We start from the raw sequence: 24,700 nt of genomic DNA, 5'->3' as shown, positions 1-24,700 counted from the left end.
AAGTTACCCCCTCCCTACCGCCCTTTATCCTTTGGCGATTCGGTTAATATTCAGCCAATGGCGGCAATTATTCAAACCGTTCCTCACATCCGGCCAATGAGCAGCTTTCAACGAAACGCTCATCAAGTAGCGCAAGGGCCAGCGCGCGCAATCACCACACAAAAGGGGCGCGTCGCGTCGCGACTTGCCCACCCGCGCGCGCAAGGCCTTGGCCTGAGCACGTGGGGAAAACATGCATGCCGCAGGCATTCCTTTTGGGAACAGCTGCCTAACCGTCGAGACGGAAGAAAACCGCCTTAAGGTAACCGCTTTCCGCCAATTGCGGCATCTGCGGATGATCCGGCCCTGCAAACCCGGTGTGGATAATCTGCCCGCGCCGCCCGGCCCGACCAATGCCGCGGGCGCTGGCGTTGCGGAACTTCGAAAGCTCAGCGGCGTGCGAACAAGAGCATAGCCCCAGATAGCCGCCCGGGCGCACCAGCGCCGTGGCCATCCGCGCCACCCGTTCATAGGCGCGCAGGCCCCGCTCTAACGCGTCCTTGGAGGGCGCAAAGGCCGGAGGATCGCAGATCACCACATCAAAGGTCTCGCCCTCTTCGGCCAAGGCCTCCATCACTTTGAACGCGTCCCCGCGGCGCGTCGTGAAGGACGGCGCAAGCCCCATCGCCGCGGCGCCGCGCTGCGCCAATTCGAGCGCGGGTTCAGAGCTGTCCACCGACAAGACGCCCGCCGCGCCATTGGCCAGCGCCGCCAGCCCAAACCCACCGACATGGCTGAACACGTCCAGCACGCGGGCGTTCACTGCAAGACGCGCGGCGAAGGCGTGATTCTCGCGCTGGTCAAAGAACAGCCCCGTTTTCTGCCCTTCTAAGACGTCTGCGAAATATGTCGCGCCGTTCATCTCGACACCCACCGGCCCGGCGACGTCGCCGCGCGCGACCTCCAGGGTCTCCTCTAGCCCCTCGAGCTTGCGCGCGCGCCCAGTGCCGTTCTTGACGATGGTCGGGTTTGGGCTTGCGGCCTCAATCGCGGCGACCAGCGCGTCAAAATGCGTGTCGGCCCACGCGGCGTTGGGCTGGATCACGAACACATCGTTGAAACGGTCGATGACGACGCCCGGCATTCCATCCGCCTCCGCATGCACCAAGCGGTGGGCCTGTGTGTCGCCATAAAGCCGCGCGCGATGCGCCAAGGCCCTCTGCAAGCGCGCGCCGAACCAGGCCGCGTTGATCTCTTCCTCAGGATCGCGGTCCAGCATCCGGCAGATGATCTTGGAGTTCGGATTGACCGTCACCAGCCCCATCGGGGTGCGATCCGCGTCCTCCAGAACCGCCAGGCTGCCCGGCGCAAGGCTTTTAGAGCGCCGGTCAAGCACCAGCTCGTTTGCATAAACCCAAGGAAACCCGTGCCGAATGGCGCGGGCATTGGCGTTGGGACGCAGGCGTACAATAGGATAAGAGGGCGATGTCATGCCGCCCTCTTAAAAGCTCCCGTCGTGAGGAGAAAGCTTAAAGCTGGTTCACGGCACCAACCAAACCAGTATCCTGCGCGATATAGCCTTCCGGCTGCGTCAGCTCCTGCTGAATCACGTAGGCGAGATGCTGGGTGATGCGCACTTTTTGCGTTTTGCCCGCGGCCTCGGCCTGAATGGCGGCCTGTCCGCCCAGGGCGTCGAAATCCGCCTTGATCAGTTTGGGCTCCATGACGACCTCGTTGGTTGCCGCATCCCGCAAACGGACGTGGAACTGGATCGCGTGCACCCCGCCCACCGTATAGCGGGCTTTTTCGGTCAAAGCGTGGAACCGGCGCACGGTGACGTCCAGATAGACCTCGCGGTCGCCGTCCAGGTTCGACACGCCCTGGGTCAGGGCGTCAGAGATGATCGTTTTGACCTGCTCGTGGCGGTTGCCAATCGGGTCCTCGCGCCAAACGATATCGCCGCTGGGATAGTAACGGTTCTTTTCGCTGACGATCAGGGTCTGGGGCACGCTGACATTCACAGCCAGAACTTTGTAGGACTGGGCGCGCTCAAGCGGCGCCGTGGTGACCGGCGCTGCAAGCACCGGCTCAACGGGTGCGGCGCGAGAGGCCGTGTCGAGGTAGCCATTATAATCGACTTGGTCCACAGAGGCGCAGGCCGACAGGCCTGCGGCGACCGCAAGGGCCAGCACCGGTCGTAGAATTCGCGTGTGAATGGGGTACATGACCCACCTCCAGGGCTTCTGCCCGTTTGTTCTCGGTGGGTAAGGATTTGCTAACCATTGGGGCTAAAATGTGAAAATCCCGGAGCATTTTCCGGGATTTCCTACGATCTTCAGCTATTTTTGCAGGACTTGCGCCGATTATGTGGCGTCTGCGACCCGGGCGCCGCCGCGCTGGAACGGGGAAGCAACCCAAGCGAAGGCCGCCTTCAGACCGCTGTTGATGACCTGGGCGCGCAGGCGGCGGGCCTCAAGTTCGATGCGTTCGAGTTCGGCGTAGTCGAAGAGTTGCTTGTCCATTGTGCTGGCCTCATGCTTTGAATTTCTGCGCTGCAGCATAGATAGGTGGGCCCGCCCGCTGTAACGACCCCCAATTCCGCAACCCCGCTATGCGCGCCGCGCAACTGGGCCACGCGTTAAGTTATGCACGCTCGGTGATATTGCTATTGTTAGCGCTAACGTAAAATGCTAAAATCGCCGCAAGCTCTGGCGAGAATGCAAAGGCGACCCCATGCACCCGACAGTCCAATCCGTAACTGACCGCATCATCGCGCGCAGCGCAAAAACCCGCGCGACCTACCTAGACCGAATGCGCCGCGCCGCCGATGACGGACCGCGCCGCGCGCATCTAAGCTGCGGCAACCAGGCCCATGCCTATGCCGCAATGGGCGGCGACAAGGATGCGCTGGTGGCCGAGCGCGCCGCCAATCTGGGCATCGTCACCGCCTATAATGACATGCTGAGCGCGCATCAGCCCTTCGCCAGCTTCCCCGATCAGATCAAGGCGGCGGCCCGCGCGGCGGGCGCCACCGCGCAGGTCGCAGGCGGCGTGCCGGCGATGTGCGACGGCGTCACCCAGGGCCAGCCAGGGATGGAGCTGTCGTTGTTCTCGCGCGACGTGATCGCCCTGGCCGCGGGCGTGGCGCTGAGCCACAACACCTTTGACGCAGCACTCTACCTGGGCGTCTGCGACAAGATCGTGCCCGGCCTGGTGATCGCCGCCGCCACGTTCGGGCATATCCCGGCGGTGTTCCTGCCCGCCGGGCCGATGACCTCCGGCCTGCCCAATGACGAGAAGGCCAAGGTGCGCCAGCAATTCGCCACCGGAGAGGTGGGCCGCGACAAGCTGATGGAGGCCGAGATGGCCTCTTACCACGGGCCCGGCACCTGCACCTTCTATGGCACCGCCAACACCAACCAGATGCTGATGGAGCTGATGGGGCTGCACCTGCCCGGCGCGTCCTTCGTGAACCCCGGCACGCCGCTGCGCGATGCGCTGACCGCCGCGGGCACCAAGCGCGCGATCGAGATCACCGCTCTGGGCAACGACTACACCCCGGCGGGCGAGGTGCTGGACGAGCGCGCCTTTGTGAACGGCATCGTGGGGCTGATGGCCACCGGCGGCAGCACCAACCTAGTGCTGCACCTGCCCGCCATGGCCCGCGCGGCGGGGGTGATCCTGGACATGGAGGATTTCAACGACCTCTCCGCCGCCACGCCCCTGATGGCCAAGGTCTATCCAAACGGGCTGGCCGATGTGAACCACTTCCACGCCGCGGGCGGGCTGGGCTATATGGTGGGCCAGCTCTTGGACGCGGGGCTTTTGCATGAGGACGTGCGCACCGTGGCCGGGCCCGGACTGGCGCGCTACTGCGAGGAGCCGGTGCTGGAGGGCGATCAGATCACCTGGCGCCCCGGCGCGCGGCATACGCTCAACGACCGCGTCCTGCGCCCCGCGGGCGAGCCGTTCCAGCCCAGCGGCGGGCTGCGCGAGCTGAAGGGCAATCTTGGGCGCGGCGTCATGAAGGTTTCCGCCGTGAAAGAGGCGCATCGCGTGATCGAGGCCCCCGCCCGGGTGTTCGAGACACAAGACGCGGTCAAGGCCGCCTTTAGGGCTGGCGAGTTCACCGAGGATTGCATCGTGGTGGTCCGCTTCCAGGGCCCGCAGGCCAACGGTATGCCAGAGCTGCACGGGCTGACTCCGGTGCTGGCGGTCCTGCAGGATCGCGGGCTGAAGGTGGCTCTGGTGACCGATGGGCGGATGTCCGGTGCCTCTGGCAAGGTGCCCGCCGCGATCCATGTCTGCCCCGAGGCCGCCTGTGGCGGCCCGCTGGCCCGCCTACGCGACGGCGACGTGCTGCGGGTGGACGCGGTCGCGGGCACGCTCGAGACGCGGGCGACGGACCTGGCGGTCCGCGATCCTTTCGTTGCCGATCTCTCCACCAATGAGCACGGCATCGGGCGCGAGATGTTCGCGCTCTTCCGGCGCGCCGCCGGGAACGCCGATGACGGCGCCTGCGCTTTGCTATAGGACGACTGCCATGATGACGCCTGAAGAGAACAACGCCCGCACCCTAGAGATCATGCGCAAGGCCCCGGTGATCCCGGTGCTTGTGGTCGAGGACGCCGCGACCGCCTCGCCCCTGGCGAAGGCCCTGGTCGCGGGCGGCCTGCCCGTGCTGGAGGTCACCCTGCGCACGCCCGCCGCCCTGGACGCGATCCGCGCCATGGCCGAGGTGCCTGGCGGCATCGTCGGCGCGGGCACCGTGCTGTCTGCCGCGGATGTCGCCGCCGCCAAAGCGGCCGGCGCCACTTTCGCCGTCTCCCCCGGGGCCACGCCCGCCCTGCTGGAGGCCTGCGCCGCGGCGGACCTGCCGCTCCTGGCCGGGGCCGTCACCGCCAGCGAGGTCATGGCGCTCTTGGAGCGCGGGTATCAGACCGGCAAGTTCTTCCCCGCTGGAAGCTCTGGCGGGGCCGCCGCGCTGAAAGGCCTTGGAGCGCCGCTGCCACAGATGACCTTCTGCCCCACAGGCGGCGTCAGCCCCGGCAACGCAGCCGACTACCTGAAGCTGGCCAATGTGGCCTGCGTGGGGGGCTCATGGGTGGCGCCAAAGGACATGGTCGCCGCCGGTGACTGGGCCGGGATCGAAGCATTGGCGCGGGACGCGGCGGGGCTTTAGGGCTTCGAGGAGCCAATTGGCGTCTGCCTGGGTTGGCCGTGGGCGGGCGTTGGGCATCAAGCGCACCGCCTCAGCGACGCTTGCCGACACCAGACGAACCAGGACCCAAACAGCGCAACCGCCCGAGCTTGCCTCGGGCAGCGGCCGACCTCCCCCAGGAGGCCGCTTTTGCAACCGCGCAACCCAATGGAACGCTGGCGCTTTCAAAGATCGCTCGCAAGACAGAGCCGCTGCGCAAGCGACCTCCAGGTCGGCCGCTGCCCGGGTTGCACTTGGTTCAAGGCGGAGCGCAGGACACTCAACGCCCCCTTCACCCAGAAACCAGCCCCTCCAGCCGCGCGACCTCGGCCCGCACGCCCTGCACCAATAGCCGGGCCACGCGAGACAAACGCTCGGCGCGCGCGTCATCCTGGTGCCGGATCAGGTAAAAGCCACGGCGCAGCGAGACCTGCTCGACCAAGACCCGGCGCAGCTCCGGCGCGAAGGGCAGGATGAAGTCATGCGTGACCCCGATCCCGCCGCCATTGCGCACCATGCCCAGCTGGACCGAGACCAGGTTGGACGCCAGGCCCAGCGTCGGCTCTCCGAGATCGGGCAGGAAGTCCAGCTCGGGGTAAAAGATCATGTCCTGGATATAGCCCACCATGCGATGCGCCTTGAGGTCATCGCGCCGCGTCAGCGGCGGCGCGCCCTTAAGGTATCCCTCACTGGCGGCCAGATGCAGGTGGTAGTCGGTGATCTTCTGCGTGGTGACCCGGCCCGTGGGCGGCGGCGAGACGGTGATCGCCATATCCGCCTCGCGTTTGGACAGGTTGATCACCCGCGGCAGGGCGACGATCTGCAGCTCGAGCTCGGGATGCTCGCCGGCGATCGCGGCGCAGACCTGCGGCAGGATGAAGCTCGCGCAGCCGTCGGTGGCGCCGATGCGGACCTGCCCGGCCAGGCGCTCGCCCTGCCCCGCGATCTCATGCGCGCCCTCGGCCAGGGCCTGCTCGGCGCGCTCGGCATGGGCCAGCAGGCGGGCGCCGGCCTCGGTGAGGCCATAGCCCTGCGGCGATTTCGCGAACAGGGCCGCGCCCAGGGCGTCCTCCAGCCGCGCCACGCGGCGGCCCACCGTCGCGGGGTCGCGTTTCAGCACCCGGCCCGCGGCAGAGAGGCTCTCGCCCCGTGCCACGGCCAGGAATACGCGCAGGTCATCCCAGTCCATTTCGCCCTCGTACACGCAATTTCGCAAAACGCTTTTGCCAAACTGCCCCTTCCCCCTGCAAGGATGCAAGCCTATTGTGCCCGCCAAATTCCCTGGAGGAGATCCCATGCAAGAGCTGACCCATTTCATCGACGGCAAAATGACCAAAGGCGCCTCGGGCCGCTTTGGCGACGTCTTCAACCCCGCCACCGGCGAGGTGCAGTCCAAGCTGCCCATGGCCACCGCCGACGAGACCAATGACGTGATCGCCCGCGCCGCCGCGGCGCAGCCCGCCTGGGGCGCCACCAACCCGCAAAAGCGCGGCCGCGTGATGATGGCCATGGTCGGGCTGATGAACCGCGACATGGACAAGCTGGCCGAGGCGCTGAGCCGCGAGCACGGCAAAACCATCCCCGACGCCAAGGGCGACCTGCAGCGCGGGCTGGAGGTCATCGAGTATTGCATCGGCGCGCCGCAGATGCTGAAGGGCGAGTTCACCGACAGCGCGGGCCCGGGGATCGACATGTACTCGATGCGCCAGCCGCTGGGCGTGGTGGGCTCGATCATGCCGTTCAACTTCCCCGCGATGATGCCGCTCTGGCATGTCGGCCCGGCGCTGGCCTGCGGCAACGCGGTGGTGCTCAAGCCGTCCGAGCGTGACCCCTCTGTGCCGCTGATGCTGGCAGAGCTCTTCGTCGAGGCGGGCCTGCCCGAGGGTGTCTTCCAGGTGGTCAACGGCGACAAAGAGGCCGTGGACGCGATCCTGGACAGCGAGATCATCCAGGGCGTCAGCTTCGTGGGCTCCACCCCTATCGCGCAGTATATCTACAGCCGCGCCACGGCGACCGGCAAGCGCGCGCAGTGCTTTGGCGGCGCCAAGAACCACATGATCATCATGCCGGACGCCAATTTGGATCAGGCCGCTGACGCGCTGATCGGCGCGGGCTACGGCGCCGCGGGCGAGCGCTGCATGGCCATCTCGGTGGCCGTGCCGGTGGGTGACGAGACCGCGGATGCGCTGATCGAAAAGCTGGTGCCGCGCATCGAGAACCTCAAGGTCGGCCCCTACACGGCGGGCGACGACGTGGACATGGGCCCCGTGGTGACCCGCGAGGCGCAGCAGCGCATCCTGAGCCTGATCAACCAGGGCGTCGAAGAGGGTGCCGAGCTGGTCGTGGACAACCGCGACTACGCGATCCAGGGCTACGAGAACGGGTTCTTCGTGGGCCCGCATCTGTTCGACAAGGTCACGCCGGACATGGAGATCTACCGCCAGGAGATCTTTGGCCCGGTGCTGAGCACCGTGCGTGCGGGCAGCTATGAAGAGGCGCTCAAGCTGGCCATGGACCACGAATACGGCAACGGCACCGCGATCTTCACCCGCGACGGCGACACCGCGCGGGACTTCGCCAGCCGCGTGAATATCGGCATGGTGGGCATCAACGTGCCGATCCCGGTGCCGCTGGCCTACCACACCTTCGGCGGCTGGAAGAAGTCCATGTTCGGCGATCTGAACCAGCACGGGCCGGACAGCTTCAAGTTCTACACCCGCACCAAGACCGTCACCTCGCGCTGGCCCTCGGGCATCAAAGAGGGCGGCGAGTTTAACTTTAAGGCCATGGACTGATCCCCGCCGCATCTGCGGCGGATCGGCAAGGTTTTGGCGCGCGCCGGGCAGGTCTGTCCGGCGCGCGCGCTCGTATGGGCATTGACAGAGCGCCGAGTGTTCGCCCACCGTGGTGGCATGTTTTGACGGATCCATATTGAAAGGAATGCCACGCATGCCGAGAATTTCACGCCGCTCCGCAATCGCAGCCCTCGCCCTGGCCCCGATGGTCTTCGCCGCCCAAACGGCGCTTGCCGCCACCCATGAGGTGTCGATCCAGGGCTTTGCGTTTAGCCCCGCCAGCCTGGAGGTCGCCGTGGGCGACACGGTCGTCTTCACCAACCAGGACAGCGCACCGCATACCGCCACCGCCAACAATGGCGCCTTCGACACCGGCCGCCTGGGCAGGGGCGACAGCGCGGAGGTCACGATCACCGCCGCGGGCAGCTTTGACTACTTCTGCAACATCCACCGCAGGATGCAGGCGGTGATCACCGCGCAATAGCGGGCTTGCCCCGCCGCGCGGGGTTAATTAAACATCTGTTCAATTCCAGTCGCGCGTAGGGAGGCAGCAGACATGGACTTTGCCCTGTCCGAGGAACAACAGGCCATCTTCGATATGGCCCGCGGCTTTGGCGAGGGGCATATCGCGCCCCACGCCCGCCAATGGGAGGCCGAGGGCACCATCCCCAAGGAGCTCTGGCGCAAGATGGCCGAGCTTGGCCTGGCGGGAATCTATGTCTCCGAAGAGAACGGCGGCTCGGGGCTGTCACGCCTGGACGCCACGCTGGTATTCGAGGGGCTGAGCCGCTCCTGTGCGGCCACCGCCGCGTTTATGACCATCCACAACATGTGCGCCGGCATGATCGACAAGTTCGGCTCTGACGAGTTGAAGGCGCGGTACCTGCCCAAGATGGTCACGGCCGAGATGTTCTTTAGCTACTGCCTGACCGAGCCGGGCTCTGGCAGCGACGCCGCCGCTTTGAAGACCCGCGCCGAGCGTACGCCAACGCCCTCAAGTAGCGAAGCGGTAGGGCACAATAGCTGGGGTTACAAGCTAAACGGCACCAAGGCCTTCATCTCCGGCGGCGGCTATTCCGACGCCTTCCTGACCATGACCCGCACCGGCGAGGACGGCCCCAAGGGGATCAGCGCGATCATCATCGAGCACGGCACGGACGGCATGAGCTACGGCGCGCCCGAGGACAAGATGGGCTGGCGCGCCCAGCCCACCGCGCAGGTGCAATTCGACGACTGCCATGTCGGCGCCGAGCAGCTGGTGGGCGAGGAAGGCAAGGGCTTTGCCTACGCCATGGCCGGGCTGGACGGCGGGCGGCTGAACATCTCGTCCTGCTCGCTGGGCGCCGCCCAGGCCGCGCTGGAGCAGACGCTGACCTATATGGGCGAGCGCAAGACCTTCGGGCGCAGCATCGACAGCTACCAGGCGCTGCAGTTCCGCCTCGCCGAGATGGAGATAGAGATGCAGGCCGCGCGCACCTTCCTGCGCCAGGCCGCGTGGAAGCTTGACCAGGGCGCGCCGGATGCCTCCAAGTTCTGCGCAATGGCGAAGGCGTTCGTGACCGAGACCTGCTCCAAGGTCGCCGACCGCTGCCTGCAAATGCATGGCGGCTACGGCTATCTGGGCGATTACGGCATCGAGAAGACCGTGCGCGACCTGCGCGTGCACACGATCCTAGAAGGCACCTCCGAGGTCATGCGCCTAATCGTGTCGCGGCAATTGCTGGCGGAGCGCTAGGTTGCGGGTGTTGCGTTTGCGTATTTGGAACAAGATGAAGCAGGGGGCCCGCGCCTCATGAGCGACATTTGGGTCCGCCAGGAAGGCCGCGCCGGGCGCATCACCCTGCAGCGGCCCGAGGCGCTGAACGCGGCGACCTATGACATGCTGCGCGCCATTAAGGCCGCGGTGGATGGCTGGGCCGAGGATGACAGCATGGAACTGGTGATCCTGGACGCCGAGGGCGAACGCGCCTTCTGCTCGGGCGGCGACATCGCCGATCTTTACGCGGCGGGGCGCGCCGGGGACTTCGCCTTTGGGCGGCAGTTCTGGGCCGACGAGTACCGCCTGAACGCAAAGCTCGCCGAGTATCCCAAGCCGATTTATGCCTTCCTGCAGGGCTTTACCATGGGCGGCGGCGTGGGCCTGGGCTGCCACGCGCGGCACCGGATCGTGGGCGACACAAGCCAGATCGCCATGCCGGAATGCGGCATCGGGCTGGTCCCGGATGTGGGCGGCTCCCTGCTGCTGGCGCAGGCGCCGGGGCGGCTTGGCGAATACCTTGGCCTGACCGGCGCGCGCATGGGCGCGGGCGACGCGATCTATTGCGGCTTTGCGGATCACTACGCGCCGGAAACGGACTGGGAGGCGCTGAAGGCCAGTTTGATCGCCACCGGCGCCCTGCCCGACCTGACCGACGCGCCCGCGGCGCCCCTAGCCGCGGCGCAGGCGGAATTGGACGGCTTCTTCGCCCGCGAGACCCTGGGCGATATCATCACCGCGCTGGACAGCACCGACAGCCCCGCCACCGACCCCGCCCGCAAGGCGCTGTTGCGCAACTCGCCGCTCTCGATGGCCGCGGCTCTGCACGTGATCCGCCGGGTCCGCGCCGCGCGCACGATCCGGGACGCGCTGCGCGAGGAGTACCGCTTCACCTGGCGCGCCTCCGAGCAGGGCGACTTCCTCGAGGGCATCCGCGCCGCGATCATCGACAAGGACCGCCGGCCGAAATGGCGCCACGGGCCCATGAGCGTGACCCAGGAGGACGCGCTTGCCATGCTGGCGCCCCTGGGCGAGAACGAGCTGAAACTGGAGGGATAACATGCAGATCGGATTCATTGGGCTCGGGAATATGGGCGGGCCGATGGCCGCGAACCTGGTGCAGGCGGGGCACCACGTGACGGGCTTTGACCTGGCCGCACCGATGCCCCAGGGCGTGACCGCCGCCAGCAGCGCCGCCGAGGCCGCCGAGCGCGCCGACGTGGTGATCACCATGTTGCCCAATGGCGCGATCCTGCGCGCGGTGGCCCAGGAGATCATCCCGGCCATGGCCGAGGGCGCGGGGTTTGTGGACTGCTCCACCGTGGATGTGGAAAGCGCCCGCGCGGTGGCGTCCCAGGCCGAGGAGGCGGGGCTCTTGCCGGTGGACGCGCCGGTCTCTGGCGGCGTTGGCGGGGCCGCGGCGGGCACGCTGACCTTCATGGCGGGCGGCTCTGAGCAGGCGTTCAATAAGGCCCAGCCGCTCTTTGAGATCATGGGCCAGAAGGCGGTGCATTGCGGTGGCGCGGGCAATGGCCAGGCGGCGAAGATCTGCAATAACATGATCCTCGGGATCACCATGATCGGCACCTGCGAGGCTTTCGCGCTGGCCGATAAGCTGGGGCTGGACCGGCAGGCGATGTTCGACGTGGTCTCGACCTCCAGCGGGTATAGCTGGACGATGAACGCCTATTGCCCGGCCCCAGGCGTGGGCCCGCAATCGCCCGCCGACAACGGCTACCAGCCGGGCTTTGCCGCGGATCTGATGCTCAAGGACTTGCGCCTGTCGCAGCAGGCCGCCGAGGCCGCGGATGCCGACACGCCCATGGGCGCCGCCGCGCGCGACCTCTACGCGCGGTTCGTCGAGGCCGAGGACGGCGCGGGCAAGGACTTCTCCGCCATGTTGCCCAGGTTCGAAAAACGCGGCCGCGGCGCCTGACGCAGGGTTTAGAATGCGTATTTTTGACAAGATGAAGGGGAACCCGCGCGCCCTTCCTTCACCTTGTCCGCAAATACGCAATCCCGACCGGGCGCCCGGCGCATCGCGAGCGTTTCGCGTCGCCTCGCGGCATGCCTTCGAAAGAGCGCGCGGTAGCGCACAATTGGATCACGCCCTATAGCAGAAGTGATGACGCTGCCGACGATCTCTCAATCGCCCACCGATCCCGCCTTTGTGCAGGACCCCTACCCGTTCTATGCCCGGGCGCGCGCCCTGGGCCCGCTGGTCTATTGGGACGACTACGCCCTGCCCTGCACCACCGCACTCGCCGCCACCAGCGCGATCCTGCGCGACCGCCGCTTCGGGCGCGAGCCGCTTGAACCCACCACACCAGAGCCGCATACCGCCGCCTTCTACGCGGTAGAGGCGCATTCCATGCTCGAGCTGGAGCCACCGCGCCACACGCGCTTGCGTGGCCTCGTGCTGCGAGCCTTCACCTCGCGGAGGATCGCCGCGCTGGCGCCGGAGATCGAGGCGCTCTGCGCAGAGTTGATGGGCGCCTTCCCGCATGGCGACTTCGATCTGCTGCCCGCCTATTGCACGCCGCTCCCGGTGCGCATCATCGCGCGGCTCTTGGGCGTGCCCGAGGACATGGCGCCGGATCTGCTGGCCTGGTCCAACGCGATGGTCGCGATGTATCAGGCCCGCCGCACGCATGAGATCGAGGCGGACGCGGCGCGCGCCGCGCTAGAGTTCTCTGACTTCCTGCGCCTCTATGTCAAAGAGCGCCGCTCACGCCCCGCCGACGACCTCATCACCCATCTGATCGCCGCCGAGGAGGACGGCGAGAGGCTCTCGACCGACGAGCTGATCACCACCTGCATCCTGCTCTTGAACGCCGGCCATGAGGCCACGGTGCACACGCTGGGCAATGGGGTAAAGGCCCTGCTAGAGCACGGCCCAGACCTCGACTGGCTGACCGGCGCAGGCATCGACCAGACGGTCGAGGAGATCCTGCGCTTCGATCCGCCGCTGCATATGTTCACCCGCTATGCCTATGAGGATATAGAGCTTTTCGGGCACGCGTTCCGGCGCGGCGACGAGGTCGCCTGCCTCCTGGCCGCCGCCTCGCATGACCCAGCGGCCACGCCAAACGCACAGGCGTTCGACCCCACGCGCCGCCCGCAGCACCTGTCCTTCGGGGCCGGGCTGCATTTCTGCGTCGGCGCCCCGCTGGCGCGGCTAGAGCTCAAGATCGCCCTGCAGGCGCTCTTCGCGCGCCACCCAAAGCTGCGCCTTGCGGCGCGCCCAAGCTACGCCAATCTCTACCACTTCCACGGGCTCGAGCGGCTGATTGTCCGCGCCTGACCGCCTTTTGGCGGAAGGGGGCGGGCGGGTGGGCCTTTCGCCAAAAGGCGGTCAACGCCTCACAAAGGCAGCATTGTGGTCGACTTGATCTCTTCCATCGAAAGCAGTGCTGTGACGTTGTAGATCTTCACCTCCGAGATCAGCGCCTGGTAGAACACGTCATAGGCGCGCGCGTTGGCGACGCGGACCTTCAGGATATAGTCGATATCCCCCGCCAGCCGGTGCGCCTCCATCACCTCAGGTCGCGCGCGCAGGGCCTGTAGGAACCGCTCTTGCCAGTCGGCCTCATGCTCGGACGTGCGCACCAGGACGAAGAAACAGGCTTCGAATCCAAGGGCTTGGGGGTCAAGGATCACCGTCTGCTGGCCGANCTAGCGGCGGCTGGATATGCAGCAAATCGCCATGGTGAACATCCGCAAGGGGGATGTGAAGCCGCAAGGGGATCAGATCCCAACAGCCGCAGAACGCAATGAGATTGACGCATGGGTAGTGGAACGGCGCAAGGTGATCGAAGAACGACGGATCGATGATTTGATCCGCACAACGGATCATTTGAACCTGACAGCACAATGGGTGCAGTCCAAGGCCACGGATGAGCAGATCGACAAATTTGCGGATGATTTGCTGATGGCGATGCACGATCTGCGCAGCGTGATTGTCCGCCGCAAGGCAGATGGGCTGATGAAGAAGTAAACTCTTTAAGGTCCTTTAGGTATTTGCGGCGTTTCGGATTTGCTGGACGGTGCTTTAGGTATTTTTAGAACATTGAAGCATGGGAGGTCGCACTTTTATGCACAGTATGGATCATACAGCCCGCTTTGTTACACAGGCAGCACTGTGGTGCTTTTGATTTCTTCCATGGACAGGAGCGCTGTGACGTTGAAGATTTTCACTTCTGATATCATCGCTTGGTAGAAAGTGTCATAGGCGCGCGCGTTGGCGACGCGGACCTTCAGGATATAGTCGATATCCCCCGCCAGCCGGTGCGCCTCCATCACCTCAGGTCGCGCGCGCAGGGCCTGTAGGAACCGCTCTTGCCAGTCGGCCTCATGCTCGGACGTGCGCACCAGGACGAAGAAACAGGCTTCGAATCCAAGGGCTTGGGGGTCAAGGATCACCGTCTGCTGGCCGATCACCTTGGCCTCGCGCATCTTCTTGATGCGATTCCAGACCGGCGTCTTCGAGGACCCCACCGCGCGGGCGATATCGTCCAGCGATTGGCTCGCGTCGCGTTGCAGCGCGGCAAGGATTTTCCGGTCTAAATCGTCCAATCGGACTTCCATTCGCGTTTCCCCTTTTGGGCGATGGTTTCGTTCCGCCCCGCGCCTCGGATAGAACAAATGTCCTTATTCGTCCAGGGCCCTGGCGCTTAAGCGGAACAATTTCCTATATTGGAGCCAGATGCCACAAAGGGCGATCCGATGCAGCACTTCCCGATTTTCCTCGACATGCGCGGTCAGCGCGTCGTCCTGTCCGGCGGCGGCGAGGCGGCATTGGCCAAGCTGCGCCTGCTGGTCAAGACCGAGGCCAAGCTCAGCGTTTACGCCCAAGACGCGCATCCGGATCTGGTCAAGTTGCTGGACGGCCATGGCGACACCCTGACGCCGCGCGCATTGGATCGGGGCGACGTTCTGTGCGCAAAGCTGTTCTACGCCGCCAATGAGGACGCCGCAGAGGACGCCCGCGTGGCCGAGATCGCCCGCGCCGAGGGCGCGCTGGTCAATATCGTCGACAACCTGCAGGACAGCCAGTTCATCACCCCCGCCATCGTAGACCGCGACCCGGTGACCGTAGCCATTGGCACCGAGGGGGCCGCCCCCGTGCTGGCCCGCGCGATCAAGCGCGACCTGGAAGAGCGCCTGCCCGCCCGGCTGGGCCTGCTGGCGCGGATCGGCAAGGCCTTCCGCCCGATGGCCGAGAGGCTGCCCTTTGGCCGCGCCCGGCGGGACTTCTGGGCCGAGTACTACTTCAACGCCGGCCCCCGCGCCGAGGATCCCGAACAGGCGCTGGAGGCGCTGCTCGACCAGCATCTGAGCGCTGCGCCGCGCCAGGGCCGCGTCGACTTCGTCGGCGCCGGGCCGGGCGACCCCGAGCTGCTCACGCTGAAGGCGCGCAACGCGCTCGATAGGGCCGATGTGGTGATCCATGACCGGCTGGTGACGCCCGAGATCCTAGAGCTTGCCCGGCGCGAGGCGGTTCTGATCGATGTCGGCAAGACCGGCTTTGGCCCCTCGGCTTCGCAGGACGACATCAACGCGCAGATCGTCGCCCAGGCGGCCCAGGGCGCGCATGTGGTGCGGCTCAAGGGCGGCGACCCTTCTGTGTTCGGGCGCCTGGACGAAGAGATCGACGCCGTGGAGGCCGCGGGGCTCGACTGGCAGGTCGTGCCCGGCATCACCGCCGCCAGCGCCGCCGTCGCCGGGATCGGGCAGAGCCTGACCAAACGCGGGCGCAACTCGGCGGTGCGGCTGATGACCGGGCATGACGCCAAGGGGCTGGCCGAGCAGGACTGGCGCGCCCTCGCCCAGCCTGGCGCGGTGACCGCGATCTACATGGGCAAGCGCGCCGCGCGCTTTGTGCAGGGGCGGCTGATGATGCATGGCGCAGCACCAGAGACCCCTGTCAGCGTGGTCGAGAATGCCGCGCGCGCCGACCAGCGCGTCGTGGAGACCAGCCTGGCGCATATGGCCGAGGATATCGGCGCGGCGGGGCTGGATGGCCCCGCGATAACCTTCATGGGTTTGGCCCCGCGCCAAGCCGTGCACGCCGCGCAAACCGCAACGGATATCTCAGAGGAGATCGCCTAATGCCCAAGCCCTTTTCACCCAAAGTCGTGACCGCCAACGCGCTGCTGGAAGGCGACGTCGTGTACCTGACCGCCGGGGATGAATGGACCCGCCATTTGCACGAGGCGGAGCTTCTGCAGGACGAGGCGCAGGCCTCGCAGCGGCTCCTGGACGCCGAGATGCGCCCTTTGGAGGTCGTCGGGCCCTACCTGGCCGACGCCCGCGCCAGTGACGCAGGGCCCCGCCCGGTGCATTTCCGCGAGGAGTTCCGCGCCGCGGGGCCGTCCAACTACAACCACGGAAAACAAGAGGAGCATGCGTGAGGGGCGCGGAATTCTTTAAGAATTCCGACCCGAAATCTTTTTAAGATTTCGCCCCCCGCCAGGATCGAGCATGTATAAATACAACGACTTCGACGAGGCCTTCGTGCGCGAGCGCGTCGCCCAGTTCCGCGCTCAGGTGCAGCGTCGCATCGACGGTGCGCTGACCGAGGACGAGTTCAAGCCCCTGCGCCTTATGAACGGGCTCTATCTGCAGCTGCACGCCTATATGCTGCGGGTCGCGGTGCCCTATGGCACGCTCAATCCGGGGCAGATGCGCCAGCTGGCGATGCTGGCCGAGCGCTTTGACCGCGGCTACGGGCACTTCACCACCCGACAGAACATCCAGTACAACTGGCCCAAGCTGCAAGACGTGCCCGACATGCTCGACGCGCTGGCCGATGTCGAGATGCACGCCATCCAGACCTCTGGGAATACCATCCGCAATGTTACGAGTGACCATTTTGCCGGTGCGGCAGCGGATGAGATCGAGGACCCGCGACCCTATGCAGAGCTTCTAAGGCAGTGGTCCACCGATCACCCCGAGTTCCAGTTCCTGCCGCGCAAGTTCAAGATCGCCGTCACCGGCGCCCCTAATGACCGCGCCGTGGTGCGCGCCCATGACATCGGGTTGCAGATCGTCAAGAACGACTCGGGCGAGACCGGGTTCAAGGTCATCATCGGCGGTGGCCTGGGCCGCACGCCAATGGTGGGCAAGGTGATCCGCGACTTCCTGCCCAAGGCGGACCTGCTGCCCTATGTCGAGGCCATCGTCAGCGTCTACAACCTGCTGGGCCGCCGCGACAACAAGTACAAGGCCCGCATCAAGATCACCGTGCACGAGAACGGCCTCGACAAGATAACCCGCCTCGTCGAGGCGCGCTTTGTCGAGCTGCGCCCGCACTTCCAAGGCGCGGATGTCGCGCTGCTTGAGAGGATCGCGGCGCAGTTCGCGCCGCCGCCCCTGCCGGAGGTCGGCCTGGGCGCATTCGAACAGGCGTTCGACAGCGACCCGGTGTTCCGCGCCTGGGTGGACAGCAACGTCGCCGAGCATCGCGTGCCGGGGCACGCCATCGTGACCATCTCGCTGAAGGCGCACGGGCAAACCCCCGGCGACGCCACCGCCGAGCAGATGCGCGTTATGGCGGATCTCGCCGAGGCCTTCGGCCACCACGAGCTGCGCATCTCCCACGAGCAGAACGTCATCCTGCCGCATGTCGCCCGCGCGGATCTCTACGCGATCCACGCCCGCCTGCGCGCCGCGGGGCTGGCCACCGCCAATGCCGGGCTGATCAGCGACATCATCGCCTGCCCCGGCATGGATTACTGCGCCCTGGCCACCGCGCGCTCGATCCCCGTGGCGCAACAGATCGCCACCCGCTTTGACGCGCTTAAGCTCGAGCATGACATCGGCCCGCTCAAGATCAAGATCTCGGGCTGCATCAACGCCTGCGGGCACCACCATGTGGGCCATATCGGCATCCTGGGGCTCGACCGCGCGGGGGTGGAGAACTACCAGATCACCCTGGGCGGCACCGGCACCGAGGACATGGTTGTGGGCGACCGCACCGGGCCGGGCTTCGCCTATGACCAGATCGTGCCCGCCATTGAGCGCATCATCGCCACCTATCTCGACCAGCGCGAGGCCCCCGAGGAGACCTTCCTCGACGCCTATCGCCGGCTGGGGATGGCGCCGTTCAAGGCGGCCCTTTACCCCGTGGAGAAGGCTCATGCCGCTTGATATCCCCGATACGCCCCTGGCGGACCGCGTCGAGGCCTGGAACCGCGCCCTAGAGGGCGCCGACCCGGCCGAGGTGGTGCGCTTTGCGATGACCGCGCCCGAGATCGGGCGCATGGCCGCGGTCTCAAGCTTTGGGGCGGACTCCATCGCCCTGCTGCATATGATCGCGCGGGCCGGCCCCGGCCTGCCGATCCTCTTTCTGGACACCGGCATGCTCTTCCCCGAGACCCTGGCCTATCAGCGCGCGGTGGCGGCGCATCTGGGCCTGATGGACGTGCGCGTGATCCAGCCCGACCGCCTGGAGCTCTTCAAGCGCGACCCCGACGGCGTGCTGCATGTGATGGACCCCGACGCCTGCTGCCGCCTGCGCAAGGTGGAGCCGCTGGAGAAGGCGCTGCGGGGCTTTGACGCCTGGATCACCGGGCGCAAGCGCTTCCAGGGCGGGCGGCGGGCGACGCTGCAGCTGTTCGAGATCGAGAACGGCCGGGTCAAGGTCAACCCGCTGGCGCATTGGTCCCCGGACGAGGTGCAGGGCTATATCGGCGCGCATGCGCTGCCCCGGCACCCGCTGGCGGGCAAGTCGCTGCCCTCGCTGGGCTGCCTGCCCTGCACGTCCGAGGTGGCGGCGGGCGAGGATGCCCGCGCCGGGCGCTGGCGCGGCCGGGAGAAGGACGAATGCGGCATCCATTTCGTGGACGGCAAGGTGGTGCGCGGCGGAGCGGCTGGACCTGATCGCCAGGGCGCGGTGGAATGACCGGGCCCTGCGACAGAGCGCCGCTGCCCGGGCACATGTTAGGGGCCTATTCACCGAATCACCGGAACAATGGTGCCCGGGTGGGCGACGTCGTCGCGTCTAAACGGGGGCCTGCGCCCGGACGCGCGGCCTGGATTTGCGTATTTTTGACAAGATGAAGCATGGGAACGGGCCGCGGCGGCCGCGCTCCCCAATGAAGGAACACGAGGCTATGGCTGTTGTTGTAACGGATGCCGGGTTCGCGCCCGACGATTGGGCGGGGACGGTGCTGGAGCTTGCCCCGGATGCCGATCCCAATGAGGTGGATCTGCAGGCGCCGCTGATTTGCGTGCGTTTTCCAAGCTTTGCCGATGGCCGCGGCTTCACCATCGCGCGGCGCCTGCGCCTTGCGGGCTATGCCGGGCGGCTGCGCGCCAAGGGGCACGTGATTGCCGACCAATACGCCATGGCGCGGCGCGCGGGGTTCGACGAGGTCGAGATCAGCGACGACTTGGCCGCCCGACAGCCGCAGGAGCAGTGGCGCGCCCGCGCCGACTGGCGGGCCCATGACTACCAGGCGCGGGTGCGGCAAGGCGTCTGACTTCTCATTTGCACACTAACGACATAAAAGGGGCGTGCAGAATCACGCCGTTCCAGACATGACCAAACAGATGAACATCGCAAACCAACCCGCCAAAGCCGTGCCCGCCCTGCCCGACGCGCAGAAGGTGCTCGAGGTGCAGCACTATACCGACCGGCTGTTTCGCTTCCGCGTCACCCGCCCTGCCAGCCTGCGGTTCCGCTCTGGCGAGTTCGTGATGATCGGCCTGATGGGCGAGCCGCACCCCGAGACCGGCAAGCAGAAGCCCCTGCTGCGCGCCTACTCCATCGCCTCGCCCGCTTGGGACGACGCGCTGGAATTCTACTCGATCAAGGTGCCCGACGGCCCGCTGACCTCAAAGCTGCAGCACATCCAGGTGGGCGACGAGATCATCCTGCGCCCCAAGCCCGTGGGCACGCTGGTGCATGACGCCTTGCTACCCGGCAAGCGCTTGTGGTTCTTCTCCACCGGCACCGGGATCGCGCCCTTCGCCAGCCTCCTGCGCGAGCCGCAGACCTACGAGGATTACGACCAGGTCATCATCACCCATACCTGCCGCGACGTGGCCGAGCTGACCTATGGCGCCGAGCTGATCCAATCGATCCGCGAGGACGAACTGCTGGCGGAGCTGATCGGCGAGGGCTTTGCCGATAAGATCGCCTATTACCCCACCACCACCCGCGAGGAGAGCCCCAAGATGGGCCGGATCACCGACCTTCTGCGCGACGGCACGGTGTTTGCCGAACTGGGCATCGAGGGCATCTCGCCCGAGACCGACCGCGCCATGGTTTGCGGCTCGATGGGGCTGAACACGGATATGAAAGAGATCCTAGAGGGCTACGGCCTGCGCGAGGGCGCGAATTCGGAGCCAGCGGAATACGTGGTCGAGAAGGCCTTTGTGGGCGACGGCATCTAGCGAGGGCGCGCCGCGCCCCTCTCGCAGCACCAGCGCAGCGCGCGCACGCCCACGAACCTTGCCAGCCGCTCTAGCTCGGCCTCCAGCTTGGCCCAGCGCGCCGCTTGCCATTTGACGCCGGGCTCCGGCCAGACCCGCAGCACGTCCAGGCGGTCCTCGGCCCGGAACGCCTTCGCCTCGAGCCGCCCCACCAGGCGGTCGCCCTCCAGCAGCGGGAACACGTAGTAGCCCCAGATCCGCTTGGCGGCGGGCACGAACATCTCGTTGCGATAGTCGAACCCGAACAGGCGCTCCAGGCGCACCCGATCGCGGATCACCGGGTCGAACGGGTTGAGGATGCGCAGCCGCGAGCTGGGGCGCTGCAACCCCGCCAACCGATCCTCGATATCCGCCGCGCCCACCGCGTCATACCAGCCCCCATCGGCGGTCTGCACCCGCAGCGGCACCACATCGGCAGTCTCGCCCCAGGCCTTGACCTCTTTGACCTCGGTGGCCTCCCAGTATTTGCGCACCTCGCCCAGCGTGCCGAATGCCATGCGGTCCAGCGCCGCGCGATGCAGCCCGTCGACCTGGGCGGCCTCGCTCAGGGCCGCGCAAGGCGGGAACACCCGCTCGCCCAGATCGTACATCTTGGTGAAGCCGCGCCGGTGGCAGGTGGCCAGATCGCCGGCGTACCAAAGGTAGTCCAGCGCCTTCTTATGCGCCGGCCGGGCCCACATCTCTTTCGATTTCGGCGCCTCGGCCTCGAAATCCGCCGAGCAGAGCGGGCCGTCCGCCGCGATCCGGTCCCGAACGGCGGCGATCTCGGGGTTGTCCGCCGTCATCCCCCACCAGTTGGAGCGCTCGATCTTGCCCCGCATCCGCGCGAACTGCCGCTGCCACAAGGGCAAGAGTGACATCGGCAGGATCGAGGCGTCATGGGTGAAATGCTCAAAGACCTGCCGCGCGTGATAGAGCCGGTCGAGCTGCTTTTCGCGGTAGTTCTGGTTGCGGCTCCATAGGATGTGGTGATGCGCGCGCGCCACCACCTGGATCGTGTCCAGCTGCACCAGCCCGAGGCGCTCGACCAGCCCCGGCAGGTCCAGACGCCCGGTGGGCGTCGCCCCCAGCCCCTGCGCGCCAAGCCAGAGCCAGCGCGCCTCGCGGTTCTTAATCTCCAGCCTTGCCACGATTCCCCCTTGATCGGTTTCGCCAGGATGGCAGACTCGCACCGGGCGCGCGACCCGTTTCCTGCGCCCGGTTCTTGGGGGGTGATCATGTCGGATGGGTTTGTCGCGCTGGTGGACCGCTCCGTGGCGTTCTTCGCCGAGCTGCGCGACAACAACACCAAGGATTTCTTCGAGCCGCGCAAGGATTTCTACACCAGCGAAATCAAGAAACCCGCCGAGCTGCTGGCCAAGGTGCTGGGCGGCGAGATCGGCCGCGCCACGGGGCGCGCGCTGAAGCCAAAGCTCTTTCGCATCTACCGCGACGTGCGGTTCTCTAAGGATAAGACGCCCTATAACGCCCATCTGCATCTCAGCTGGACCGAGCCGCAAAGCGGCGCGCCCGCCTGGTTCTTTGGGGCCGCGCCAGATTACCTGATCCTGGGCATGGGGCTGATGCAGATTGACGGCCCGGCGCTGACGCGGTTCCGCGCCCTGGTGGACGCCCAAGGCGACGCGCTGGCGGCGGATCTCGCCAAGGCCGGGGCGGAGGCCGGGGTGACCATATCCGACTGGGGCCCCGCGCCGTTAAAGCGCGTGCCCAAGCCCTATGAGCAAGACCATCCCCATGCCGCGCTTCTAAAGCGCAAGGCCTTTGCCGCGCATGGGCCGCTTGCGCCAAGCTGGCGCGAAGAGGGGCTGCTGCCCGCCGTTCTGCGGAACGTGTCGGCGATGCTGCCGCTGTGGAAGCGCTTGCGCGATGGGATGTGCTGAGCCCGTTTGAGGCTCATCCGGGCGCGCGGCTGTGATCTGGCCTGGGCCGGGCGTTGGCGCGCCACAATTTTCTTGCAAGAAAATTGCGAAACTCTTGCAAGAGTTTCCTCAGCACCGCCCCGAAATGATCCTTCTGCCGCAACCTCTTGCCGCTCACGGGGGCCAATTTCCTTCCAAGGAAATTGCAAATCTCTTGCAAGAGATTTGGTGCGCCCCAATCGCCGCGCTCACCCAGCCCTTCGCAGCCGCACCGCGTTGCTCACCACAGCCACCGACGACAGCGCCATCGCGCCCGCGGCCAGCCCCGGCGACAGCAACAAGCCAAACGCCGGGTAAAGCGCGCCCGCCGCCACCGGGATCAGCAGCACGTTATACCCAAAGGCCCAGCCAAGGTTCTGGCGGATGTTGCGCATCGTGGCCTGGCTCAGCCGGTGCGCCCGCGCGACCGCCATCGGGTCGCCGGTTGTCAGCACCACATCCGCCGCCTCGATGGCGATATCGGTGCCCGAGCCCATCGCAATGCCCACATCCGCGGCCGCAAGGGCGGGCGCGTCGTTGATGCCGTCTCCGACGAAGGCCACAGAGGCCGTGTCGCGCAACGCGCCGACCAGATGGGCCTTGGCGTCCGGGCGCAGTTCCGAATGCAGCTCGGTGATCTGCAGCTGCTCGGCGACGGACAAAGCCGGGGCCTCGGCATCGCCGGTCAGCATATGCACCTCAAGTCCCATCGCGCGCAGCGTCGATACGGCGCCTGAGGCCGTGGGCTTGATCTGGTCCGACAGGCTGATCTGCCCGATCACCGCGCCACCCGAGCTGACATAGACGGTGGTGAGCGCCTCTGTGGCCCCCTCCGCGCCGACAAAGCGCGCATTGCCAACCTTGATTTCGCGCCCCTCGACCCTGGCCGACACGCCGCCGCCCGGCGCGGCCTCCAGGCCAGAGGCCTCTGGTATCGCCAATCCGCGCGCCTTGGCCTCGGCGACAATCGCGTCGGCGATGGGATGCTCAGAGGCGCTCTCGACCCCGGCCGCCAATCGCAAGGCCTCGTCGCCGGAGAACGCCTGCACGGCCATGCGGCCCTCGGTCAGGGTGCCGGTCTTGTCAAAGGCGATCACGCGGGCCGCCGCAAGGCGCTGCAGCGCCTCGGAGCGGCGAAACAGCACGCCCAGCTCCGCCGCGCGGCCAGAGCCCACCAGGATCGAGGTCGGCGTGGCCAGCCCCATCGCGCAGGGGCAGGCGATGATCAGCACCGCGACCCCCGCCGCCAGGGCCGCGGACACGCCCCCGCCAAGGGCCAGCCAGGCCGCAACCGTGACCAGGGCCACGACCAGAACGGCGGGCACGAACCAGTAGGTCACCCGGTCCACCAGGGCCTGGATCGGCAGCTTGGTGGATTGCGCGGCCTCAACCATGCGCGCGATCTGCGCCAGCATGGTCGCCTCGCCCACCGCGGTGGCCTGGTAGACCAGCGCGCCCTGCCCGTTCAGCGTGCCGCCGACCACCGCGTCGCCGGCGGATTTGGCCACCGGCATGGGCTCGCCGGTCAGCATGGCCTGGTCGACATGGCTCGCGCCCTCGCGCACGATGCCGTCGACCGCGATGCGGGCCCCTGGGCGCGCGCGCAGCGTCGCACCGGCGGTGATCTGATCGAGCGGCACATTCACCCAGGCGCCATCCCGCAGCAGCTCGGCCTCTGCCGGGGCCAGGCGCATCAGCCGCCGCACGGCCTCGCCGGCGCGGCCCTTGGCGCGCGCCTCCATCCAGCGGCCCACCAGGATCAGCGTCACGATCACGGCGGCGGATTCAAAGTAGATCGCGCGGGCGTCCAGCGGCAGCGCCTGCGGCGCCAGCACGACCAAGGCGGAATAGAGATAGGCCGCCCCTGCGCCCAGCGCGACCAGCGAGTTCATATCCGGCGCCCGGCGCAGCAACGCGGGCACGCCGACGGCGAAGAACACCCGCCCAGGCAGCGCCAGGATCAGCGTGGTCAGCGCCCATTGGATCCAGGCCGAGGCCCCGTGGCCCATAATGGCCCCGATCCAGTGGTGCCAGGCCGGAATCAGATGCCCGCCCATCTCCAGCGCAAAGACCGGCAAAGCCAGCAGCGCCGCCAGGATGAAGCGCCGCCGTGCGACCTCAGTCTCGCGCGCGGCCAGGTCGCCCCGGGGGGCGCCATCGGCGACGCGGGCGCTGTAGCCGGCTGCCTTTATGGCCTCCTTGAGGGCATCTGAGTCCGCCGTGCCCGTCACATGGGCCATCCCGCTGGCAAGGTTCACCGCCGCGTGTGACACGCCGGGCAGGCCCGCCAGGGCCGCCTCGATGCGGCCCACGCAGCTGGCGCAGTGCATCCCCTCGACCTGTAGCGCCACGTCCCGCGCCTGGGGCGCAAAGCCGCCCTCGGTCAGCGCCCGCACCACCGGCGCCATATCCGCGGCGGTCACCTGGACCTGCCGCGTCGCCAGGTTCGCCACGCCCGAGGCGCCCGGCACGGCGGCGATAATGCGCTCCACCCGCGCAACGCAGCTGCCGCAATGCATCGCGGGCAAGGTGTATGTGGCGGCCTGGGTCATCGCTGCCGATATATGCCGGGCTTGGCCCCGCTTGAAGGGCAATTGCGCGCGCGGGCTTGCTTGGGGCCGGATTTGCGGAC

General features: G+C 66.9%; 23 protein-coding genes and 1 pseudogene. 16 read left to right on the top strand and 8 right to left on the bottom strand.

The window, feature by feature from the left end; all coding sequences use genetic code 11:
* Nucleotides 1–268: 268 nt before the first annotated feature.
* The 3 genes from AIOL_RS08320 to AIOL_RS25460 form a co-directional block, all read right to left on the bottom strand.
* Complete coding sequence (locus tag AIOL_RS08320) at nt 269–1,471, bottom strand: RSP_2647 family RNA methyltransferase (protein ID WP_049642558.1); 1,203 nt, start codon at nt 1,469–1,471, stop codon at nt 269–271.
* 37 nt (nt 1,472–1,508) lie between these two features.
* Nucleotides 1,509–2,204, bottom strand: coding sequence for a DUF6778 family protein (locus AIOL_RS08315; RefSeq protein ID WP_049642557.1), 696 nt, complete (start codon nt 2,202–2,204; stop codon nt 1,509–1,511).
* Between the two features lie 138 nt (nt 2,205–2,342).
* On the bottom strand, nt 2,343–2,501 hold the full coding sequence (locus AIOL_RS25460; protein WP_160314428.1) for an RSP_7527 family protein: 159 nt from the start codon (nt 2,499–2,501) through the stop codon (nt 2,343–2,345).
* Between the two features lie 211 nt (nt 2,502–2,712).
* On the opposite strand from AIOL_RS25460, the gene edd reads away from it, so the two are divergent.
* Both edd and eda read left to right on the top strand, forming a co-directional pair.
* Entirely contained in the window at nt 2,713–4,512 is a 1,800-nt protein-coding gene (edd, locus tag AIOL_RS08305; protein WP_049642555.1) for a phosphogluconate dehydratase, read from the top strand.
* Nucleotides 4,513–4,525: 13 nt separating this feature from the next.
* Nucleotides 4,526–5,161 carry a bifunctional 4-hydroxy-2-oxoglutarate aldolase/2-dehydro-3-deoxy-phosphogluconate aldolase gene (gene eda / locus AIOL_RS08300; RefSeq protein ID WP_049645333.1) on the top strand — a complete coding sequence of 212 codons (636 nt, stop codon included), beginning with the start codon at nt 4,526–4,528 and terminating at the stop codon, nt 5,159–5,161.
* Between the two features lie 310 nt (nt 5,162–5,471).
* Here the strand turns inward: eda and AIOL_RS08295 are convergent, their stop codons facing one another.
* On the bottom strand, nt 5,472–6,368 hold the full coding sequence (locus AIOL_RS08295; RefSeq protein ID WP_049642554.1) for a LysR family transcriptional regulator: 897 nt from the start codon (nt 6,366–6,368) through the stop codon (nt 5,472–5,474).
* A gap of 106 nt (nt 6,369–6,474) precedes the next feature.
* Here AIOL_RS08295 and AIOL_RS08290 point away from each other — a divergent pair, with 106 nt between their 5' ends.
* The 6 genes from AIOL_RS08290 to AIOL_RS08265 all read left to right on the top strand — a co-directional run bounded on the left by AIOL_RS08290 (nt 6,475) and on the right by AIOL_RS08265 (nt 13,034).
* Nucleotides 6,475–7,974, top strand: coding sequence for a CoA-acylating methylmalonate-semialdehyde dehydrogenase (locus AIOL_RS08290; RefSeq protein ID WP_049642553.1), 1,500 nt, complete (start codon nt 6,475–6,477; stop codon nt 7,972–7,974).
* A 154-nt stretch (nt 7,975–8,128) separates the two neighbouring features.
* Entirely contained in the window at nt 8,129–8,458 is a 330-nt protein-coding gene (locus tag AIOL_RS08285; RefSeq protein WP_049642552.1) for a cupredoxin domain-containing protein, read from the top strand.
* Between the two features lie 72 nt (nt 8,459–8,530).
* Nucleotides 8,531–9,709 carry an acyl-CoA dehydrogenase family protein gene (locus AIOL_RS08280; protein WP_049642551.1) on the top strand — a complete coding sequence of 393 codons (1,179 nt, stop codon included), beginning with the start codon at nt 8,531–8,533 and terminating at the stop codon, nt 9,707–9,709.
* Nucleotides 9,710–9,766: 57 nt separating this feature from the next.
* Nucleotides 9,767–10,789: an enoyl-CoA hydratase/isomerase family protein gene (locus AIOL_RS08275; protein ID WP_049642550.1), complete on the top strand. Its 1,023-nt coding sequence runs from the start codon at nt 9,767–9,769 to the stop codon at nt 10,787–10,789.
* A 1-nt stretch (nt 10,790) separates the two neighbouring features.
* Complete coding sequence (gene mmsB, locus AIOL_RS08270) at nt 10,791–11,666, top strand: 3-hydroxyisobutyrate dehydrogenase (RefSeq protein WP_049642549.1); 876 nt, start codon at nt 10,791–10,793, stop codon at nt 11,664–11,666.
* Between the two features lie 195 nt (nt 11,667–11,861).
* Nucleotides 11,862–13,034 (top strand): cytochrome P450, encoded by a 1,173-nt coding sequence (locus tag AIOL_RS08265; RefSeq protein ID WP_049645332.1) that lies wholly within the window; start codon nt 11,862–11,864, stop codon nt 13,032–13,034.
* A gap of 59 nt (nt 13,035–13,093) precedes the next feature.
* Here AIOL_RS08265 and AIOL_RS08260 read toward each other — a convergent pair.
* Nucleotides 13,094–13,404, bottom strand: a pseudogene (locus AIOL_RS08260) (Lrp/AsnC family transcriptional regulator); the annotation flags it as partial.
* Between the two features lie 17 nt (nt 13,405–13,421).
* Between AIOL_RS08260 and AIOL_RS08255 the strand changes: the two are divergent.
* On the top strand, nt 13,422–13,727 hold the full coding sequence (locus tag AIOL_RS08255) for a hypothetical protein (protein WP_152912428.1): 306 nt from the start codon (nt 13,422–13,424) through the stop codon (nt 13,725–13,727).
* 128 nt (nt 13,728–13,855) lie between these two features.
* Here AIOL_RS08255 and AIOL_RS08250 read toward each other — a convergent pair whose 3' ends face one another.
* Nucleotides 13,856–14,317: an Lrp/AsnC family transcriptional regulator gene (locus AIOL_RS08250; protein WP_049642548.1), complete on the bottom strand. Its 462-nt coding sequence runs from the start codon at nt 14,315–14,317 to the stop codon at nt 13,856–13,858.
* A 138-nt stretch (nt 14,318–14,455) separates the two neighbouring features.
* On the opposite strand from AIOL_RS08250, the gene cysG reads away from it, so the two are divergent.
* The 6 genes from cysG to AIOL_RS08220 all read left to right on the top strand — a co-directional run bounded on the left by cysG (nt 14,456) and on the right by AIOL_RS08220 (nt 20,131).
* Nucleotides 14,456–15,841: a siroheme synthase CysG gene (gene cysG / locus AIOL_RS08245; RefSeq protein ID WP_049645329.1), complete on the top strand. Its 1,386-nt coding sequence runs from the start codon at nt 14,456–14,458 to the stop codon at nt 15,839–15,841.
* A complete protein-coding gene (locus AIOL_RS08240) occupies nt 15,841–16,143 on the top strand; it encodes a DUF2849 domain-containing protein (protein WP_049642547.1) in 303 nt (100 codons plus the stop codon). The genes cysG and AIOL_RS08240 overlap by 1 nt, the downstream gene beginning before the upstream one ends.
* 70 nt (nt 16,144–16,213) lie before the next feature.
* Nucleotides 16,214–17,881 carry a nitrite/sulfite reductase gene (locus AIOL_RS08235; RefSeq protein WP_049642546.1) on the top strand — a complete coding sequence of 556 codons (1,668 nt, stop codon included), beginning with the start codon at nt 16,214–16,216 and terminating at the stop codon, nt 17,879–17,881.
* Complete coding sequence (locus AIOL_RS08230) at nt 17,871–18,635, top strand: phosphoadenylyl-sulfate reductase (RefSeq protein WP_049642545.1); 765 nt, start codon at nt 17,871–17,873, stop codon at nt 18,633–18,635. Before AIOL_RS08235 ends, AIOL_RS08230 begins: the two co-directional genes overlap by 11 nt.
* 211 nt (nt 18,636–18,846) lie before the next feature.
* On the top strand, nt 18,847–19,215 hold the full coding sequence (locus AIOL_RS08225; RefSeq protein WP_049642544.1) for a DUF934 domain-containing protein: 369 nt from the start codon (nt 18,847–18,849) through the stop codon (nt 19,213–19,215).
* A gap of 70 nt (nt 19,216–19,285) precedes the next feature.
* Entirely contained in the window at nt 19,286–20,131 is an 846-nt protein-coding gene (locus tag AIOL_RS08220) for a ferredoxin--NADP reductase (protein ID WP_394298922.1), read from the top strand.
* Here the strand turns inward: AIOL_RS08220 and AIOL_RS08215 are convergent.
* A complete protein-coding gene (locus tag AIOL_RS08215; protein WP_049642542.1) occupies nt 20,128–21,300 on the bottom strand; it encodes a winged helix-turn-helix domain-containing protein in 1,173 nt (390 codons plus the stop codon). The genes AIOL_RS08220 and AIOL_RS08215 overlap by 4 nt on opposite strands.
* 87 nt (nt 21,301–21,387) lie before the next feature.
* Between AIOL_RS08215 and AIOL_RS08210 the strand changes: the two genes are divergently transcribed.
* Nucleotides 21,388–22,050: a TIGR02453 family protein gene (locus tag AIOL_RS08210; protein ID WP_082152787.1), complete on the top strand. Its 663-nt coding sequence runs from the start codon at nt 21,388–21,390 to the stop codon at nt 22,048–22,050.
* A 227-nt stretch (nt 22,051–22,277) separates the two neighbouring features.
* Here AIOL_RS08210 and AIOL_RS08205 read toward each other — a convergent pair whose 3' ends face one another.
* Nucleotides 22,278–24,620 (bottom strand): heavy metal translocating P-type ATPase, encoded by a 2,343-nt coding sequence (locus AIOL_RS08205; protein ID WP_049642540.1) that lies wholly within the window; start codon nt 24,618–24,620, stop codon nt 22,278–22,280.
* Nucleotides 24,621–24,700: the final 80 nt, after the last annotated feature.

The sequence above is a fragment of the Candidatus Rhodobacter oscarellae genome, assembly GCF_001078595.1.
Classification (GTDB): Bacteria; Pseudomonadota; Alphaproteobacteria; order Rhodobacterales; family Rhodobacteraceae; genus Rhodobacter_B; species Rhodobacter_B oscarellae.
This window is presented reverse-complemented; position numbering and strand designations above follow the sequence as displayed.